This is a genomic window from Bartonella sp. AC130YNZD (genome assembly GCF_042196865.1).
GTDB lineage: Bacteria > Pseudomonadota > Alphaproteobacteria > Rhizobiales > Rhizobiaceae > Bartonella.
Genome location: NZ_JBHIQZ010000007.1, coordinates 1 through 19,101 on the forward strand (window position 1 = coordinate 1; position 19,101 = coordinate 19,101).

Below are 19,101 nucleotides of genomic sequence, written 5' to 3' on the forward strand. Positions count from 1 at the left end.
GCAAGCCAAGGGCAAAGCTGAGGTTATTATAGCAAAACAACGCCATGGTCCGACAGGAATCGTTTCCCTTGCCTTTCAATCCGATTTTACATGCTTTAGTGATTTGGAAAAATAGGAGCAGAAAAACGCGTTAAAGGGAGCTTTAAATACCCTTTAGATAAGGTCTTTAAAGACCCTTTGAGAACACCTTTAAAACTCTTTGAAAAAAAATGAATTGGTACAAAACCTAGTGGCAAAATATACAAAACCTGCTGGCAAGCTACACTAGTGGCAAAATATACAAAACCCGCTGGCAAGCTACACCCGCTGGCAAGCTACATACACACAACAAACAAGTAATGGTAGCGGAGGAGGGATTTGAACCCCCGACACAAGGATTATGATTCCTCTGCTCTAACCTACTGAGCTACTCCGCCAAAATAAGCAATCATAATTGTCAATAATTACATCTTTTGCGGATATAAGGGGTAGAATAGTAAGATGTCAAGCATCGTTTTTAAGCTTTTCTCTTGTCATTCTATTTTATCCTCGATATGTAAAAGTGTAATTTTCATATGATAAAGTAAGGTAAGGCATGAAAATGGTGCCACGTGTAGCGGTTTTAGGATGCGGTCATTGGGGTGAAAATCATATACGGACACTCCACTCTCTCGGGGCTTTAGCAGCAGTTTCTGATATTGATAATGATCGTGCTGCTAGTTTTGCAACACTGTATGGTGTAAAGGTTGTTACACCAGATGATCTTTTTACTCATCGAGATATTGATGCGCTGGTATTAGCGTTGCCGCCACAATTGCATACGCAAAATGTGCTCCGTGCTGTTAAAAATGGTAAAGATGTTTTGGTGGAAAAACCAATAGCCTTGAATGTTTCTGATGCTAAACGCCAAGTTCAGGAGGCTGAGGCTTATGAGCGAGTTTTTATGGTGGGCCATATTTTGCGTTTTCATCCAGCTTTTGAAAAAATGTGTGAATTGGTGAAAAACGGAGATGTGGGAGATGTGCGATATATTTATTCTCATAGATTAGGCTTTGGAAAATTTCACACACACAGTGATGCTTTATGGGATCTTGCCCCTCATGATCTCTCAATGATTTTGGCGTTGACAGGATGTGAACCTTCCGAAATTCGCGGTGAGGGGGCTGCTGTCGTTGATCAGATTTCTGATTTTTCTCATATTCATATGATTTTTCCAAATGGCGTGCGTAGTCATCTTTTTACTTCACGCTTGAGTTCTTATCGTGAGAGGCGTTTAATTGTTGTTGGAACAAAGGCTATACTCGTTTTTGATGATATGGAACCGTGGAGTCGTAAATTGGCAATGCACTATTTTGCCGTTTGGAAAGAAAATCAAGAGTGGGCTTTTAGCATGGATGAGCTGAATTATATTGATGTTTGTGAAGATTTGCCGCTTACTTGCGAATTACGGCATTTCCTTCATTGTATTGAAACGCGTCAATCACCTCGTACAAATGGTGATGATGCTATTGCGGTTTTACGGATTTTAACAGCTGCTGATGTCAATTATGATAGATAAAAGAGATAGGTAGCGCTTTTGCATTCTTGTGATGATCAATGGAGTTAATATGCAATTCATCGACCTTGGGGCGCAGCGTGCGCGTATTGAAGATAAAATTAATTTTGCAATTGCGCATGTAGTCGCTAGTGGTAAGTATATTTTGGGGCCAAAAGTGACAGAATTTGAAGAGAAATTGGCAGAATATCTTGGCGTTAAACATGTGATTGCATGTGCTAATGGAACAGATGCTTTGAAGATGCCTCTTATGGCTAAAAATATTGGTCCAGGGGATGCTGTTTTTTGTCCTAGTTTTACATTTTCAGCAACGGCTGAAGTGGTTGCTTTGGTGGGGGCTAAACCTGTTTTTGTTGATGTTTTACCTGATACATTCAATATTGATGTTGAAAAACTTTCTCACGCTATCGAAATGGTAAAAAAAGAGGGCCGTCTAAAGCCAAAAGCTATTATTGCCGTTGATTTATTTGGGCTTTCTGCTGACTATGTGCAAATTGCTCAAGTGGCTGCAAAGGAAAATCTTTTTATAATTGAAGATGCTGCTCAATCTATGGGGGGGAGAAGCGGTAATACTATGTGTGGTGCTTTTGGTGATGTGGCTGCTACAAGTTTTTATCCTGCAAAACCATTAGGATGTTATGGTGATGGAGGCGCTATGATGACCAATGATGATCATTTTGCAGAACTTTTACGCTCTATTTTGTTTCATGGTAAAGGTGAAACGCAATATGACAATGTACGTATTGGTATGAATTCGCGTCTAGATAGCATTCAGGCTGCAATTTTACTAGAAAAGTTTGCGATTTTTGAAGATGAAATGGAAAAGCGTGTGGAAATTGCTCAACGCTATTCCAATGGCTTAAGAGATATTGTTACAGTTCCAGAAATAGGAGAAAATATTCGTTCTGCTTATGCACAATATACGATTAAGGTAAAAGAACGGGATAAATTAAAAGATTTTTTACAAAAAAATTCTATCCCTACAATGATTTATTATAAAACTCCTTTACATCAACAGCCAGCTTATAAACACTTCCCTTATGTAAAAGATTCCCTTTCTGTTTCAGAGTCTTTAGGAGAGTGTGTTTTAAGTTTACCAATGCATCCTTACTTGACACAAACGGATCAGGATATGATTATCAAAAAAATAAGAGATTTTTATCACTCTTGAGAGCGTGTTTTTATCCTTAAAATTATGGTCAAAGCTTTATTGGTGATTCATCTTAGAAGGTATTTTTTGTTAGAGTGTGTGGACAATGTTTTGGTATTATTTCCTTTCTAGGACCTATGAAATGTTGTCCTTTAGAGCGGTGATATGATTAGAAAGTGAAGCTTCTAGACAAGAAGATATTTTTTAACAGAACGGTATGGGCTAAAAAACTTTGTCCTTTAGCTTAGCAAAAAAGTCACGTTTAATAAAAAGGATTTGGGTTATGAAAGTTACAATGAACCTTTGTTGATTTTACTCTTCATTTAAGGTGTTTTAAAAGATAACTTATTTAACGGGGCTTTTGGAGAGAAAAGTTATTTTTTGGTGAATACGTGATGCTAGGTCATTTTTGCTTTTGGATTTTTGAATCAATGTGTTGATGGGTGATGTATTCCCCTCTTGTAGCGCTATTTGAGCTGCTAATGTTGCTGCAAGTTCTTTTGTTTCTTCTCGGAGTTCTTCTAGCAATTGGTGGTTAGCGGTCGTGTCCAGCTCATGAGTTTGGATTTTTTGTAAGCGTTGCTGATAGTGTGCGACTTTTTCACGCATCATTTGTCTTTCCTTTGGAAGTGTGTAGTGTGGCGATATTTTGTTTGATTGCTATCACTTCTTTGGTGAGAGTATCTTTTGTGGGGAGGCATAGCCGATAAAACTGTTCTGTTACTTGGCTCAGTTGTATTTTTTGTTGGACATATTTTTTTTGCAAAAATTCGTACTTTTGTTGGTTGTTTGCTAATTCTACAGCATGTTGTGCACGAAGAAAATCGTGATTTGCTTCTATTTCCGCGAGTGATAATGGCATTTTCGCACAAACATCTTTATACGCAAAATGAACGGCTTTACGCCAAATAAAAGGAGATAAAAGCACCAGTAACCAGGAAGTGAAAGCAACTCCAAGTATAAAAAAAAGAAATGATTGAATAAGCATAATACCCCTTTTCAAATAAGAATACGTTTAAAACGGATTCCATGTTGGTCTAGGTGTTAATTTTAAATATCCTATATTGATACCAAGGCGTGCGCCGACTCCTGTACGTATTGGGATTAACAAGGTATTATGGTATTTTAGGACATGAAAACCAACACCTGCAATTAAATAGGCCGAACCTGAAATACCACCATAGCGTCTCCATAAATTATTTATGCCATTAAGATTGTAAACTAAGATCATTAAACGGGAGCCTTGGCCGCCAAAATCCCATCCTACTGAGGGACCTTGCCAAAAAACTTTATGTTGACCATAGCTTTTGGTAAAAACCATTCCTTCGCCATAGGTTAATCCAGCAAAAAAGGCACCAGAAGCTTCTTCTCCTAAAATATAGGCATTGGGATAACCGTATTTTGAAAAAATATTTTGAATTGCAACAGCCAGACCACTAGCTGTTTTTCCAAAAAAAATATGACCAGAATCAATAATTTCTTGGAGTGAATAATGAGGTTCGTTTTGCTCTATTGGTTTTAGTCGAGCTTGTGTAGTGTTTATGGTGATGAATAAAAGGAAGATTAAAGATATAATATTTTTGTACCAGTATTTGAGCAGAGAGAGAGCCATGGAGTTTTCTCCTTTTATTAGTGATAAACAAAAAGATAATATTAGAATTTTCATTCTATTCAAATAAAAAATAAGCTATAAGGTTATTTAAATTCTTGAATTTATTTCTGAATTTTTTAACATGATTGTTAATGTTTCCTATTATGCATCAGATGTTAAGAGTTTTTCTTTAAAATAAAGTTTGTTTTTTTGAATCTAGGAGTTTTCAATCATTATGACGTTAGATATTTCTTTGAAGCCTATGGATCTTGCTGCTTTGCTTTGTAGTCGTATTTGCCATGATTTGATTTCACCTGTGGGGGCTATTCAAAATGCAATGGAGCTTTATGATGAAGGAGGAGCTGAAGAAGATGCTTTACAATTGGTGCGTTTATCCGTTGCGAGTGCTGCTGCACGTCTACAATTTGCGCGATTGGCTTTTGGTTTTGCTGGTGCAAGTGGAGGACAAATAGATACACGGACTGCAGAGCAGGTTGCTCAACAATATATGAAAGAAGAAAAAGCAACTTTAAAATGGCAAGCTTCTTCTTTATTGTTAGAAAAAGATGAAGTTAAACTTTTGCTTAATTTATTATTGATTGCAAACGCAACAGTTTCTCGTGGTGGTGAAATTGTTGTTATGATTTTGCAAGAAGAAAATAAACGTTCTTTTCGATTTGAGGTTTTCGGTAGAACTCTCCGTATCCCCCCTCATTTTCTTGCGTTATTTCATGGAGAAGTTCAAGAAGAGCTTATTGATGCACATGTCATCCAATTTTATTACACAATGTTACTTGCTCAGATGACAGAGATGAAAATAAATATTGATGAAAGTGATGGTTGTATTGTTTTAGAAAGTGTAAAAAAGCTTTGAATAAGAGAGAAGCGCTTAAGCTGTGTTGGGAAAAGTGGCTTCGATTGAACTTATGAGCGATAAGGTTATATGTGTAAATTGGGTGTGGTTACTTCTTAAGCTTTAAGCGCTTTCTATATGAGATTTTTAGTGTGCGAGTTCTCTACTTTTAATAGAGAAAAGATCTCGGGGAAAAAATCTCGGCCCGCTACACTCCGAGATTTTACAATGTGCATGTTCACTGCTTAAGCGGTTTTTCGTACGTTCTCTTCAACTGGATCACGTAATACATAACCACGTCCCCAAACTGTATCAATGTAATTTACACTGGAAGAGACTGCTTCCAATTTTTTCCGCAATTTACAGATAAAAACATCGATAATCTTTAGTTCTGGTTCATCCATTCCACCATAGAGATGATTGAGAAACATTTCCTTGGTAAGGGTGGTGCCTTTGCGTAAAGAGAGAAGCTCTAACATTTGGTATTCTTTACCGGTTAAATGAACAGGGCGCCCTGCAACTTCGACAGTTTTTGTGTCAAGGTTAACGGTGAGGTCTCCGGTAACAATGACCGATTGTGCATGTCCTTTTGAACGACGAACAACTGCATGGATACGTGCAATGAGCTCATCCTTATGAAAAGGCTTCGTCATATAGTCGTCTGCCCCAAAGCCAAAACCACGAACCTTGTCTTCAATGGCATTCATACCAGAAAGGATTAAGACAGGAGTTTTTATTTTTGCCAACCTTAGAGTCCGCAAGACATCGTACCCTGACATGTCAGGCAAATTCAGATCAAGCAAAATGATATCATAATCATAGAGTTTTCCTAAATCGATACCTTCTTCACCCAGATCAGTGATATAAACATTAAAGTTAGCCGACTTTAACATCAGCTCAATGCTTTGAGTAACTGCTCTATCATCTTCAATTAATAATACGCGCATTTTAGATCCCTCACTTTGCTCCTTCACGAATCATAAGGAGCATTTCTATTTTATATCAGTTGGCAAAACCACTGTTATAAAAACAATTCATTAAATCAAACACTTATAACAAAGCGTTTATGAACATTTCAGTAGTACGCGTAACAATCACTACTAAATTCCCCACTATCCATGATAGTGGTTAACAAAATATTTTTATTTTTGAAAGAGGCTACAAAATTATTTTAGAAAAATCCTATATTTTTTAACATAATAAAAAGGGAGAGCTTTTTCTATAAACTTTAACTTAAAAAAAATTTGTAAAAGAGCTTTATAAATTACTTTTTTACAATTTCAGTGTTTATTTACTGAGCTTTAAACCTCTTCAGTTTATAATGGGGGAAAAATTAAAGAAATAGTTATTGTTCTATTAAAGCAGATTGTATTTTCAGATGCTTTAATGAAAGGCAAAAATTATTATAATTTCAAGTTAATAGACTGTTTTTGTCGGATAGATATATAACTAAAAGATATTTATTGGGTGTGAATGCGAGTTTTGAGTTGGCGCAATCAAGGAGTAGTGAGTATGAAGCCACGAGAAAATATGGTGCGATTGAGGATGTTTCAAGTGCGTGGAAAGCGCCGTGAAATTGCACAGCTTGAGATGATGATCGCAGAATTTGAACGAATGGTGTTAGAGTTGGAAGCACAGATTACTCATGAAGAACGTAAATCTGGAAACAATGATGTTCACCATTTTGCTTATTCTGCTTTTGCGCGTGCAGCGCGGCAAAGACGTGATAATCTGATCAATTCAATTCGTGATTTAGAACTTCAAAAAACAAATGCTGAAATTGCTCTCCATGAAGCTAATACAGAGCTGCAACGTGCACAGCTTTTGGAAGCACGAGAAAAGAAGATTGCTGCGGATGATAAGGATATTTTGATTCAATCTAATTCAATGGTTGGCTAATTTAATGGCTGGATGATAAAAGAAATTATTGAAAAATCCATTCTTTCAGGTTTATCTTTTGGATATAGTATAAAACAGCCAAACTTTTATCAAGTTTGGCTGTTTTATAGATTGCTTTATGTTATTAATCAATGGCAACTTCATGCCTGTAGTGTTGAATCTTGGTCGTTCGTAATCCCGCTAAACCGTGTTCATCGATTAAACTTTGCCATGAAAGAAATTCTTCTACAGTCAAAGTATAACGGTGGCACGCTTCGTCAAGACTTAACAATCCACCTCTGACAGCCGCAACAACTTCAGCTTTGCGACGAATCACCCAGCGCCGTGTTGTTTGTGGCGGTAGGTCGGCAATTGTAAGCGGACTTCCATCTGGCCCAATAACATATTTCATTTGTGTTTTTATCAAGTTGCTCATTCGTATCCTCTACTTTAGTCAAGGACTTGATTCGTTTATAGAGCATGAAATTTAAAAAAGAGCTAAAAGCGCTGAAAGAAAAAATTAATAAAGTGATTGGGTATGTAAAAAGAAGCTCAAGTTGAAGTGTGTAGAAGAGATTCTTGCAATATTTTACTGGATTTTTCAAAAGAGAAAAAAGGATTTCTCCTAAACGATTACCATTATGCCTTATTTCCATCATTCTTTTTTTGTTTGCAGCAGCTCTTAAGAAAGTAATGCCTATGGTTGTGGAAAGGATAAAAAAATAATATAAAGACAATCAATCATGTAAAAGTGCTAAAGAGCGTGCATCAGAATGTCAACATATAGGTAGCCATTAAACAGAGCATTAAATAGAGAATGAATACATGTTTTTAAACAGTCTTGATTTACCAGGGCAACCTGAGGATTCTCGCATTGTTGTTGCAATGTCGGGGGGGGTTGATTCATCGGTTGTTGCAGGTCTTTTGAAAAAGGAAGGGTATAATGTTATTGGCATTACGTTGCAGCTTTATGATCATGGGGAAGCAACGCATCGGGTGGGGGCGTGTTGTGCAGGACAAGATATTGAGGATGCACGCCGCGTTGCAGAAACACTAGGAATACCGCATTATGTTCTTGATTATGAAAAGCGCTTTCGCGAAGCTGTTATTGATCCTTTTGCAGAAAGTTATGCTCATGGAGAGACCCCAGTACCATGTATTGCATGTAATCAAACGGTTAAGTTTGCTGATTTATTAGCAACGGCACGCGAATTGGGGGCAGATGCTTTGGCTACGGGACATTATATTCGTTCGCGTTCCCACGGAGCGCATCGAGCACTCTTTCGTCCTCTCGATAATGATCGTGATCAGAGTTATTTTCTCTTTGCAACGACACAAGAACAGATTGATTATTTGCGTTTTCCACTTGGTGACCTTCCAAAAGCCCGCGTTCGTGAAATGGCAGCAGAAATGGGCTTTGTGGTTGCCAATAAGCATGATAGTCAGGATATTTGCTTTGTTCCACAAGGAAAATATTCAGATGTTATCGCAAAACTGCGTCCAGAAGCAGCTAATCCTGGCGTTATTGTCCATATTGATGGAAAGATTTTAGGTAAACATTCGGGAATTGTTAATTATACGGTTGGTCAACGTCGTGGTATTGGGGTGTCAACGGGTGAAGCGCTTTATGTGGTTTATCTCGATGTGGAAAATGCACGTGTTATTGTTGGACCGCGTGAAATGTTAGAAACGCATAAGCTTTTTTTACGTGATGTGAATTGGCTTGGTGATGAGTCGTTAGATAATTTTCCTTCTCAAGGTATTGAGGTGGCTGTAAAGGTGCGTTCAACGCGTCCTCCTCACCTTGCGCGTTTACATTATAAAGAAGGTATTTTTTCCGTTGATTTATTGGAATGTGAAAATGGTGTGGCACCAGGGCAAGCTTGCGTTCTTTATGATGGAAATGGTCATGAGGCGCGTATTCTTGGGGGAGGATTTGTAACACATTCAGAACGTGCAGCCGATACTGAAATGATGTTGAAGCGCGTTTTATGCAATCTCGAAACAAAAGATTCTGTTTCCTCAGAACTAAAAACAACAGCTTTATAAAGCATAGTAAATTGATTTAATGATATCTTTTAACCTTAAACTTGAATGAGAGACTTCCGGAAGATTTTCTCATTGAAAATTTGTTTTATGATTGAATCCATCACATTATATCTTCTGCACGTCATAAGTGGGGTTAGGGTGTGGAAAGTGATGAAAAAAATGTAAAAATGTTTTTTATCAATGCTTTCAAAGGCAAAGGAACGGCAATATTATTGGAGACTGGTAGATAACACACAACATTAGGTATGTTCTATAACTTGAAGTGTTATCATCTTTAGTGGTCAAAGTTGGTAAAATGAGCAAGTGCAATACCTGAGGCTGTGGCAACATTGAGGCTGTCAAAACCGTCAGTCATGGGAATACGTAAGGTGTTTGATTGTTGTAGTATATGGGGTGGTAAGCCATCGCCTTCTGTTCCAAAAATAAGTGCCATTCTTTTGGTTTTGTTGGCTTGTTTGAGAGTGTGTGAGGCAGAAGGGGAGAGTGCATAAAGATGAAAGTTTTCATCGTTTAGAGCAGCTATAATGTCATCTATATCAGCGTTTTGTGTATAGGGTACTTTTAAAGCAGCGCCGGCAGAAACTCTTATTGATTTGCGATAAAGTGGATCGCATGAGGTTTTGTCGACAATAATGCCATTACTGGCAAAGGCTGCTGCATTACGAAAAATTGATCCCATATTATCATGATTCGAGATACCACATAAAACAAGAATCAAAGCTTTTTCTGGAAGATATTGTAAAAAACTTTGTAAAGATGGCAGTATTTTGCGTTTACCAATACCCAGAACACCACGATGAACATGGAAACCGGTGATATTATCCATAACTTTTTGTGGAACGCAATAAATGGGACATAGGGGCTGTGTTTTTTCTAAAAGCGGTAGAAGTCCAGAGAGACGGTTTGCTACGATAAGCAGTGAGATGGCAGAAAACTCTTTTGAGTGCAGTAATGCGGACAAAGTTACTTTGCCTTCAGCAATAAATTGATGTTGCCGTCCAACAAGATCTTTTTCACGGATATTATGATAGGCTTTTAGGCGTGGATCATCTGTTTCATTGATTGTTGTGATATTCAAATGCATGCGAGATTTTTAGTGCTTTTTTCTTATGATTTCCAGATGTTAGAATTTTTTTTATTTTAAAAGAGAGATAAAAAAATACTTTTTTAAAACTTATGGTAGAATTTATGTTGACAATATGCAACCATAGGTATAATGTGAAAATACTGATACGGAATCATATATTTTTCTCGTATCGGGTGCAGTGTCTTGGGTCCCCGCTATTTCCCAAGTTCTGTATGCCCTTAATTTCTAAGGGAAAAGAATCTGGGTCCCCAATGCCCAGATTCTTTTTTTTGAGGGTAATCATTGTTCTTCATTTCTATATCTAAATTTTTTAGTAAATCATATTTTAAAATCCAGTTGACCTGTAAGGTTACAGTAGAGTGCTAAGATATTTTTTCTAAGGTGCAAAGATGGCTTATAGATGGGTTATAATGCACATCATAAGACTAAAAAAATGCATGATTATGATAGATTTGAGCAAAAACAAGTTTTTCGTTTATGAGAAGTGAGATGGCTTTAAGTTATTCAGAAAACGATTAATAATGAAGGTTATGTGTTTGATTGCTCTTGGGAAAGCTCTTCTTTCTATTATTTTCTCTCTTCTTTATTTATTGGTGCTGTTCGTGTAACTGAGCAGTTTTTACGATAATAATGGTGAGCTGAAGCGTTTATTGTATGATGAAGCTTCTGTAATATTGAGGAAAGATCGTCGTTATGCCAAAAGTATAATGATATGGTTGAAAATATTAATTCCCTATTTCGTGAAGAAAAGGATGAGGTTCATGGATGTAAAAATCAATATACAAAGCTTAACTTTATACTCTATTTTTATTGCGTGTATTGTTTTTGCTTTGAAATATTGGGCATATCACATCACAGGTTCGGTTGCACTTTATTCTGATGCATTGGAATCAATCGTTAATATCCTTGCATCATTGGCAGCATGGTGGGCTGTTAAAGTAAGTATGAAGCCAGCAGATCATGATCATCCCTTTGGGCATCATAAAGCGGAATATTTTTCCGCAATTCTTGAAGGGGTACTCATTATTATTGCGGCAATTGTTATTTTAAGAGAAGCATGGATAGCTCTTTCTACCGTTAAATTGTTGCAGAAACCTGGAATATGGCTTGCTATTCATCTTATTGCAACTGTCATAAACTGTATGTGGGGAATGGTTCTTATTGGGCAGGGAAAACTCCATCGCTCACCGGCTCTTAAAGCTGATGGAGTACATTTTATAACTGATGTTTTTACGTCTCTTGCAATTTTAATTGGTTTGATTGCTGGTTTTGTCGGAGGATGGGGAGCTTTAGATCCAATTTTAGCGATAATCGTTGCTGTTAATATTCTCTTACAGGGCTGGAAGGTGATTAGAAATGCTGTTCAGGGATTAATGGATGTTGGCGTTGAATTGAATGAAAGCATGCGGATTCGGGAGCTGATTTCTGCAAATGCATCGGGTGCGCTTGAGGTCCATGATTTGCGGACGCGTGTTGCTGGGAGGGTTACTTTTATAGAGTTTCATTTGGTTGTGCCTGCTATAATGCAGGTAGGAGAAGCACATAAAATTTGTGATAAAATCGAAGCTGTTCTTCAAAAAGAATTTGATAATGTGCGTATTTCTATTCATGTCGAGCCTGAAGATGAGGCAAAATTGCCTCCTGGTACAACGGTGATCCCTTTTATATAAAAAGATTTTTTCAATTGGGTTGTCATGTTACGAACATTAATTTTTTACGGTGTGGCAACTCATATCTCTTGAAAATACGATGATGCTCTTTTGTTGATTGTATTTTTGCATCAATAAAGGGGAAGATTAAACAGAGTCTCTTAAGGCAAGATTTATTCTGTTATCGTACACTGTCATTTAAGGTGTGGTGAGATAAGACCTATAAAATTTGATCTCTTAAGCATTTTTTGAGTGCGCGGTCAATGCCGAGAAGTAAGGCTTGCTGGTGGCATTTAATTGAATTACATGAAATGGTTATCCGCTGAAATTGGCTTAAGAAGATGTATTGTTTACAGGGCTGTCAAGAATAGATCTCTTGTTTTTGAGGGCGAGAGGAAATAGAGCTTAATTATAAATTTTATATAAAATACTTTGTGAGACAATAATCATAACATACCTTATTTTACTTATGCTTGCAAAAAATATTTTTTATATTCATAAAGATTAGAATGGCGGTGGTCTATAGATAATTCTTAGCTCGAGCATATGAAAAGAAAGTATGATACAAGAAATAACAGAGTTTTGCTTGCCTTCAGCTTTCAGTCAGTAAAGGTAATTATAACCGCCATTCTTCAAATATGATTTTATCCGTGTAGATTATACAAAGTTAGACGTTTATCTGAATAGCTTCAGTATATCTCTATTAAGAATAGAAAAGCTATTTCATATCGCTATGATGTTATTCAAGGGCTCTTAAAACGACGATTCCTGGTGTTTTTGCAACATAATCCATAAAAGGGGTATCGACGACTTTTTCATTTTCTTTGTGTGAAGGAGCATGTCGTAACATCGGCCCTTTATCTGTCATGATAAAGAAACTCACATGTGTTACATCCAATCCAGCAAGTTTTGCATAAATGCCAATGAAATCCCCTGATTTTAAACGGCTTATAACCTCTTCATTAATAAAGTTACTTGGAATATACGTTATTGTGCGTTTCACAACTGGAAGTCCAGGAAGATAGCTTTCACCATCAGCTTTTTTGTTTAGATATTTTTCTATTTTTACCGCATGGGGACTTATTTCAGCGGTAATATCAGTGGCGAGTTTATATTCTCTATAAGCCCAATCCGTAAAAAAATGTTTCCGATTTAAAAAATCAACATTACCGTTAATATAACGCGTTTTTATGACGTTATTTATGAATTCTGTTTGGGATGTTGATTTGCGCAATGCTTCAACATAATCCATACAAGTGAAGTTATCTAAGCTTCTAAAATCAATAATCAGTTTTTCTGGTGTATTTTCTGAGCCATGTAACATATTAGCTTTGTAAGGTGTTCCTAAAAAAGCTTCAGAAAGAAAGTCAATCATGGCTCCTTTTTCGTGATCATTTATTTCTGAACGTTTTTTGAGAAGAGCATTTAATTTATTTAAAGTATAGGGATCTAGCTCTACGCTGGTTGTTTGTTGTGTTTCTATTTTATTTTCTATCCCCCCCTCTTGTGAATAAGAATTTTGGACATCACGTCCTATCACTAACATTAAAGTGAGAATTAATAGGGATATTTTTTGCATTTTATACACCATTTTTAAATTTAACAGTTCACGGACAACACGTACTAAAAGAACTGTTTTCTCATGCTTATTAGATTTGAATGTAATAATAACATATAATATTGATTGATTCAATAAATATAATCAGTTTTTACAGTATTAATATATTTTTACGATGATTATTAAATATTTAAATTATTATATGTTATTGATTTATATAATAGAGTTGATGTTTTAAAAATTAGCAGTATGATAAGTTGAATAATGTATTATAAAATTAATCATAATATCTATAAAATTATTTTGATATTCTATGTCTTACGAGGAGTTGTTAATGATTTATTCTCATAAGTATTTTTTTCATTTAATATAAAATATATTTTTTTATAATTTGATAATTATATATCAAGTAAAAATAATTTTATATTTTTATCTTGACTCTTTTTGTAATTTTTAATTTGTTATTATTTTGTATATGAAAAGTATAGGGTATAGAATACTTTTAAAAGGAAACGGGAGTTAAAAGAGAGCGGGGGAGTCATTGTATGCGTAAAATAGTGTGTATGTTATGCAAGACCAAATGCTCAATCCGAAATTTGTTCAGCGTGGGCTCATTTTAGTGTTCATCACTTTATTGTTAGATATTCTTTGTATTGCGATCATTTGTCCTGTTTTGCCTGAATATTTTTCTCAATTAACTGGAAAAGAGGTCAGTACATCTTTTGTAGAAAGAGGAAAATTACTTGCAGCTTATTCAGTGATGCAGTTTTTGTTTGCTCCTGTTATTGGCAATCTCTCTGATCGTTATGGTCGTCGTCCTATTTTGCTTCTCTCTATTATCTGCTTTGCTCTTGATAATCTCATATGTGCTATAGCATGGAGCTATTCTATGTTATTTATCGGGCGTCTTTTGTCAGGGATAAGTGGCGCTAGTTTTGCAACTTGTACAGCTTATCTTGCGGATATATCCGATGATAAAACCCGTACACGCAATTTTGGTTTGTTAGGCATTGCATCCGCATTGGGGTTTATTTTAGGATCGTTTATTGGTGGTTTTTTAGGTCAGTTTGGTCCGCGTATTCCGTTTTATTTTGCTGCTGGTTTTTCTCTCATTAATTTTATTTTTTCTTGGGTTATGCTTCCAGAAACCCTTTCTTTATGGAATAGGCGCTTTTTTGATATTAAGCGGGCAAATCCCTTAGGTGCTTTTTGGCATCTGAAACAATACCCGATGGTTCTTTGGGTGTTATTGGTCTTTTTTCTTTATTGGTTTGCGGAATCTGTATGGTTAAGCATTTGGGCTTTCATTGCAAAAGAACGCTATGATTGGAGTTCTTTTTCTATTGGACTCTCCTATAGTGTTTTTGGGATAGGCCAATTTATTGTAGTCGCTCTCATTTTGCCTTATTTTTCTAAACGATGGAGTGATTGGCATATTGTTATAGTGGGGCTTTTGTTTGCCTCTGTTGCTATGCTGGGCTATACATTCGCGACGCAGGGGTGGATGGTATATATGGTTTGTGTGTGTACTATGCTTGAGTATCTTGTTCATGCACCTATACGTGCTATTGCTTCAGCGCAGGTACCGACAAATGTACAAGGAGAACTGCAAGGAGCGATGACATCTGTTATTTCGTTGAGTTTAACATTTGGTTCTGTTTTTTATGTGTTTCTTTTTGAATGTTTTACAGATAAAAATGCACTGTTTTATTTTTCTGGTGCTCCTTTTGTTGGAGGCTTTTTTCTTCTTGTTGTTGCGACAGTTATTTTTGTCTTGCGGGTACGTTAATTTATTGAGAGGGGCTGGTACGTACTATTTTGCTAGAGAATGCACAAGATAAACAAAATGTATCATTTTATAGGCAGAAAGTTTTTTGTGATATTTATTTCACAAAGTGTTGTATAGAATATCGATATATCCTTCTCATTTAGTGAAAATAATTTTTTTATTTTGTGATATTGTTTGTATAGGGGAGTCCGTATTTTTTCTATTGCTTGCAAATTAATATCCAATGCTAATGCAGCAGCATATTGAAAACAAAGATTAAAACGTATCTGAGTTAGATTTATCAGTATTGTATGAACAATTCCAAATTTTATATGGAAAATTGGAAGTAAAATATTGCTTATATTTGTTGCCATAACTTCTGGAATCAAAAGAAAACCTCATTTTGGAAGAATATAAATTTGTAAAATTGAAAAGATGTTTTCTGTTTTGCGATTACTTTTTTATTCGACTTTACAGTTTTCAAAACCATCTACGGCAATATCTTTTAAAAAGTAGAGATTTATTGCATTGTCTCACACTTTATTTTTTTTATTCTTTAGGAGGGATTATGTTTCTCATGCACAATAGAATGCTTAAAATTGTACTGTGAATCAAATACTTATTTGAAGGTTAGGCACTTTACTCTTTTTAAAAATGGTTTTTATCGACCCACTTATCTTTCTTGGGGGGAGAAGTCAATGATTTTGATGGATACGACCTTAAGAGGAGAGGAATGAGAAAAATTTAAGCTATTCAGAGCGCTCTTTTTAGTTTCAGAATGATAAATAAGAATATTTATTCAATAAGTTGTAGGTATAAAAATAATATAATTGTGCGTAGGAAGATGATATAATTTGAAGGAGAGAAGCTAAAAGGTGAGGCTTTTTATTTTAAGATATTTTTTTATAATTCATAATGAGATCACTAAAATGCTGAAAGAGGTAGTGGCTATCTTGTGGTCCCGGAGAAGCTTCAGGGTGATATTGAACAGAAAAAACAGGTTTTCCAATGATTCGAATACCACAGTTTGAGCCATCAAAGAGAGAAATATGTGTTTCTTGAACATGTTGTGGTAAAGAGGCAGAATCTACGGCAAAACCGTGATTCATCGATACAATCTCAACTTTTCCAGTGTTAAGGTCTTTAACTGGGTGGTTGGCACCATGATGTCCTTGGTGCATTTTCACGGTCTTTGCACCAACTGTAAGAGCGAGAAGTTGATGACCAAGACATATTCCAAAAATTGGTAAATTATGATCAATTAATGTTTTGATTGTTGGAATGGCATATTGAGCCGTAGCTGCGGGGTCTCCTGGTCCATTAGAAAGAAAAACGCCATCAGGGTTCATTGCCAGAATTTCTTTTGCAGTTGTGTGGGCAGGCACAACAGTAATGCGGGCTTTTTGTGTTGCCATAAGGCGAAGAATATTACGTTTAATACCGTAGTCAATTGCAATGATATGAAGATTGTGCACATTGTTTGTACCGTATCCTTTATTCCAACTCCATGGTTTTTCATCCCATTGCATTGATGATTGAGATGTCACATCTTTCGTAAGGTCAAGATTGACGAGACCGTGCCATTTTTGCGCACGTTTCTTTAAAGAAGGAATATCAAAATTTCCATTAGAATCATGTGCAATGACAGCATTTTGCGCACCTTTTTCACGAATAAGAATTGTGAGCGCACGTGTATCAATACCACAAAGTGCAATAATTTTACGCATTTTAAGCCATTGATGAAGATTTTCATTGGCACGATAATTTGAAGGATTTGTAATATCTGCCTTGAAAATAGCGCCAACAGCACCATGACAATTGAGAGGAGAGAGATCTTCAATATCTTCGCTATTTGCCCCTACATTTCCTATATGAGGAAAAGTAAAATTAACGATTTGTTGTGTGTATGACGGGTCTGTGAGGATTTCTTCATAGCCTGTGATGGCGGTGTTAAAACACACTTCAGCTTCAGCGATACCTGTAGCACCTGCTCCTTTGCCTTCAATAACGGTTCCATCTGCTAAGACTAAGAGGGCTGTAGGTTTTTTGATACTCCAAGGGTGGCTGGGTGAAGTCGCTTGTATCATAGTATGTATCCACAATTTATTCTCTGAAAGGTATAATGATCAACTTTACACAAAAATCATACCTTTAGCAGATGCTGTGTATATTATTCTGGTAACGTTTTGCTTGAAGTAGGCAGTATAAGTACATTCCATGAAGAGGTAAAGTCTTGTTTTAGCTTTTCGAAGATCGAGTCCTTAATTATTTTTTTTATCCTCCATTGCAAGATGGATAAAGATTGGTTAAAAGGCATCTTCTTCTTGAACAAAATTGGATAAATTTATGTTGCGTAACCAGATTGATGGGGCTCTTAGGGCTGCTTTGAAAGCGCAAGATAGTGCGCGTCTTGCTACACTTCGTTTAATGAATGCTGCAGTTAGGGATCGTGATATTCTTTATTATGATGAGGGGAAGCTAGAAGTGGATGATCAGCAGATACAGTCTGTTTTCACTAAAATGCTTCAACAGCGTGAAGAATTGATGCGAGCCTATAAAGAGTCTGGTTGTTTGGAATTGGCAGAGAGAGGACAAGCAGAAATAGAAGTTATTCGTGAATTTCTTCCCTATCAACTTAAGGAGATGGAAGTAGAACAGGTTCTTTGTGAAGCTTTGGCACAAACAAAGGCTGAAAAATTACGCGATATCGGTAAGGTGATGGCATGGCTTAAGGAACGGTATGCGGGGCAAATGAATTTTTCTAAAGTGTGCAATAGTCTTCGTAAGAAATTGCAATAGATCTTGTTAATTCAAGGGGATTGGAAAATATTTTTTATTGTGCGTCGCCTTTGTAAGTCAGTAGGATGTTGATAAATTTCATTTATTTGTACACACATACTATTATAAAAAAAATAACTTTTTGATATCAACGAAACTTTTTGGGCTCTCATAGAGCAATGAAACATCTTTTATGTATTATATTTTCTGTTTTTCAAAGCTGTTAGACCATTAAAAAACAAAAGTATTATAGAGTTTTTACTTTTTTAAAAAGATCTATTGTCAGCACTGTTAAAAATTTTAAAATAGGATGATTAAGGTAATTGATACAGATTTCCAATTTTGGGGAGTGTATTATTGTCTTTTTTGCTGTTTCAAAGTATTTTTTTGATAAAAAGTTTCCGTATTTTAGAGTGGTGATTATTCAGCAAGAAATTTAAATATAGATGGTTTTATCAATATGGTGTGTATCTTTTTAATTCAAGTGCTGGTTTTAATGATAAGAAAATCAAAACTTTAAAACGTTTTTTCTAGGGAAGAGATTTTTAAGTTGAGTTTATGAAATAAAAAGATCTTTTGAAAAGAAGTCTCTGTTTGTAATGTGTTCTTGAGATAATTTTGAAATTCTTTTCTCTGATTAAATCCCTTATAAGCTATATAAAATCTATAAATTATGCAGAATAAAATGAGTAACCTCTATTTGTGGGGATACAGTGGTGAATCTGTTAAAAATAGTTCAGTTAGCAATAATGGCTTACCCGTTAACCGCAAGCGGGAACGACGTGCCCATAGTGCACCTTGTTGACCAATATGAATGTAATCGCGGGTTAATTTGTCATTGTTAAATAAATAATGTCCTAGAGGTACAGTTCCCAAATGCATTAAGGCTTGATTGTGTAGGAGGGTTTCTTGTGGAATTACAGTGCGTCCAAGGAGCCAAGGTTTATTATCTCCCATTAATATGACTTCACGTAGCCAATAATGCGCACTTTCGGGGAGATGCTCTGCTTCTTCTGTTAATTTATCTCGCGTAATAAAACATTCGCGTTGTGGTTGAACTTGGAGGCAGGTACAATATTTCTTTAATCGAAGCGTCATTGAGCCCGATTCCATGAGCCAATCGCGAACGTTTTCTGGTATTGGAGGACTTTGATCAGAAAACCACTTTAGAGGTGGTAAGATGGAATCTTCAAGATCAGACATCGT

At 36.0% G+C, this 19,101-nt stretch carries 18 protein-coding genes and 1 tRNA gene; 9 read left to right on the forward strand and 10 right to left on the reverse strand.

The genetic code is table 11. The features are described from left to right. On the forward strand, positions 1–115 hold a 115-nt coding region (locus tag ACFINU_RS04170; RefSeq protein WP_375667382.1), incomplete at its 5' end, for a DnaB-like helicase C-terminal domain-containing protein. Positions 116–339: 224 nt separating this feature from the next. Here ACFINU_RS04170 and ACFINU_RS04175 read toward each other — a convergent pair. Next, positions 340–416 (reverse strand) — tRNA-Met (locus ACFINU_RS04175). A gap of 164 nt (positions 417–580) precedes the next feature. Between ACFINU_RS04175 and ACFINU_RS04180 the strand changes: the two genes are divergently transcribed. Beyond that, complete coding sequence (locus ACFINU_RS04180) at positions 581–1,537, forward strand: Gfo/Idh/MocA family protein (RefSeq protein WP_375618255.1); 957 nt, start codon at positions 581–583, stop codon at positions 1,535–1,537. A gap of 49 nt (positions 1,538–1,586) precedes the next feature. Beyond that, positions 1,587–2,705 carry a DegT/DnrJ/EryC1/StrS family aminotransferase gene (locus ACFINU_RS04185; protein ID WP_375618185.1) on the forward strand — a complete coding sequence of 373 codons (1,119 nt, stop codon included), beginning with the start codon at positions 1,587–1,589 and terminating at the stop codon, positions 2,703–2,705. Between the two features lie 324 nt (positions 2,706–3,029). On the opposite strand, the gene ACFINU_RS04190 is transcribed toward ACFINU_RS04185, so the two are convergent. Genes ACFINU_RS04190 through ACFINU_RS04200 form a run of 3 tightly spaced genes read right to left on the reverse strand, consistent with a single transcriptional unit; the run spans position 3,030 to position 4,296 of the window. Continuing rightward, positions 3,030–3,296: a hypothetical protein gene (locus ACFINU_RS04190; RefSeq protein ID WP_375618186.1), complete on the reverse strand. Its 267-nt coding sequence runs from the start codon at positions 3,294–3,296 to the stop codon at positions 3,030–3,032. Beyond that, a complete protein-coding gene (locus ACFINU_RS04195; protein WP_375618187.1) occupies positions 3,286–3,672 on the reverse strand; it encodes a hypothetical protein in 387 nt (128 codons plus the stop codon). The genes ACFINU_RS04190 and ACFINU_RS04195 overlap by 11 nt, the downstream gene beginning before the upstream one ends. Before the next feature lie 27 nt (positions 3,673–3,699). Further along, the gene (locus ACFINU_RS04200) at positions 3,700–4,296 is read right to left on the reverse strand and encodes a DUF1134 domain-containing protein (RefSeq protein WP_375618188.1); all 597 of its coding nucleotides are present in this window, start codon (positions 4,294–4,296) and stop codon (positions 3,700–3,702) included. A gap of 214 nt (positions 4,297–4,510) precedes the next feature. Between ACFINU_RS04200 and chpT the strand changes: the two genes are divergently transcribed. Next, the gene (chpT, locus tag ACFINU_RS04205) at positions 4,511–5,149 is read left to right on the forward strand and encodes a histidine phosphotransferase ChpT (RefSeq protein WP_375618189.1); all 639 of its coding nucleotides are present in this window, start codon (positions 4,511–4,513) and stop codon (positions 5,147–5,149) included. Positions 5,150–5,373: 224 nt separating this feature from the next. Here the strand turns inward: chpT and ctrA are convergent, their stop codons facing one another. Continuing rightward, the gene (gene ctrA, locus ACFINU_RS04210) at positions 5,374–6,075 is read right to left on the reverse strand and encodes a response regulator transcription factor CtrA (protein WP_273790819.1); all 702 of its coding nucleotides are present in this window, start codon (positions 6,073–6,075) and stop codon (positions 5,374–5,376) included. Between the two features lie 565 nt (positions 6,076–6,640). On the opposite strand from ctrA, the gene ACFINU_RS04215 reads away from it, so the two are divergent. Then, on the forward strand, positions 6,641–7,027 hold the full coding sequence (locus tag ACFINU_RS04215) for a flagellar export protein FliJ (RefSeq protein ID WP_375606932.1): 387 nt from the start codon (positions 6,641–6,643) through the stop codon (positions 7,025–7,027). 124 nt (positions 7,028–7,151) lie between these two features. Here ACFINU_RS04215 and ACFINU_RS04220 read toward each other — a convergent pair whose 3' ends face one another. After that, a complete protein-coding gene (locus ACFINU_RS04220) occupies positions 7,152–7,442 on the reverse strand; it encodes a DUF1153 domain-containing protein (protein WP_375618190.1) in 291 nt (96 codons plus the stop codon). Positions 7,443–7,831: 389 nt separating this feature from the next. Here ACFINU_RS04220 and mnmA point away from each other — a divergent pair, with 389 nt between their 5' ends. Next, positions 7,832–9,055 carry a tRNA 2-thiouridine(34) synthase MnmA gene (gene mnmA, locus ACFINU_RS04225; protein ID WP_375618191.1) on the forward strand — a complete coding sequence of 408 codons (1,224 nt, stop codon included), beginning with the start codon at positions 7,832–7,834 and terminating at the stop codon, positions 9,053–9,055. Between the two features lie 274 nt (positions 9,056–9,329). Here the strand turns inward: mnmA and ACFINU_RS04230 are convergent, their stop codons facing one another. Further along, positions 9,330–10,139, reverse strand: a complete 810-nt coding sequence (locus ACFINU_RS04230) for a TrmH family RNA methyltransferase (protein ID WP_375618192.1) — start codon at positions 10,137–10,139, stop codon at positions 9,330–9,332. 764 nt (positions 10,140–10,903) lie between these two features. Between ACFINU_RS04230 and ACFINU_RS04235 the strand changes: the two genes are divergently transcribed. Continuing rightward, the gene (locus ACFINU_RS04235; RefSeq protein ID WP_375618193.1) at positions 10,904–11,812 is read left to right on the forward strand and encodes a cation diffusion facilitator family transporter; all 909 of its coding nucleotides are present in this window, start codon (positions 10,904–10,906) and stop codon (positions 11,810–11,812) included. Between the two features lie 718 nt (positions 11,813–12,530). Here ACFINU_RS04235 and ACFINU_RS04240 read toward each other — a convergent pair. Continuing rightward, entirely contained in the window at positions 12,531–13,370 is an 840-nt protein-coding gene (locus ACFINU_RS04240; protein ID WP_375618194.1) for a DUF1460 domain-containing protein, read from the reverse strand. Between the two features lie 547 nt (positions 13,371–13,917). Here ACFINU_RS04240 and ACFINU_RS04245 point away from each other — a divergent pair. Then, positions 13,918–15,138, forward strand: a complete 1,221-nt coding sequence (locus ACFINU_RS04245) for an MFS transporter (RefSeq protein ID WP_375618195.1) — start codon at positions 13,918–13,920, stop codon at positions 15,136–15,138. Between the two features lie 869 nt (positions 15,139–16,007). Here the strand turns inward: ACFINU_RS04245 and carA are convergent. Next, entirely contained in the window at positions 16,008–17,204 is a 1,197-nt protein-coding gene (gene carA, locus ACFINU_RS04250) for a glutamine-hydrolyzing carbamoyl-phosphate synthase small subunit (RefSeq protein ID WP_375618196.1), read from the reverse strand. A gap of 259 nt (positions 17,205–17,463) precedes the next feature. On the opposite strand from carA, the gene ACFINU_RS04255 reads away from it, so the two are divergent. Next, positions 17,464–17,916 (forward strand): GatB/YqeY domain-containing protein, encoded by a 453-nt coding sequence (locus ACFINU_RS04255; RefSeq protein WP_375609255.1) that lies wholly within the window; start codon positions 17,464–17,466, stop codon positions 17,914–17,916. Positions 17,917–18,591: 675 nt separating this feature from the next. Here the strand turns inward: ACFINU_RS04255 and ubiC are convergent. Next, positions 18,592–19,098 (reverse strand): chorismate lyase, encoded by a 507-nt coding sequence (gene ubiC / locus ACFINU_RS04260; RefSeq protein WP_375618197.1) that lies wholly within the window; start codon positions 19,096–19,098, stop codon positions 18,592–18,594. Positions 19,099–19,101 lie beyond the last annotated feature (3 nt).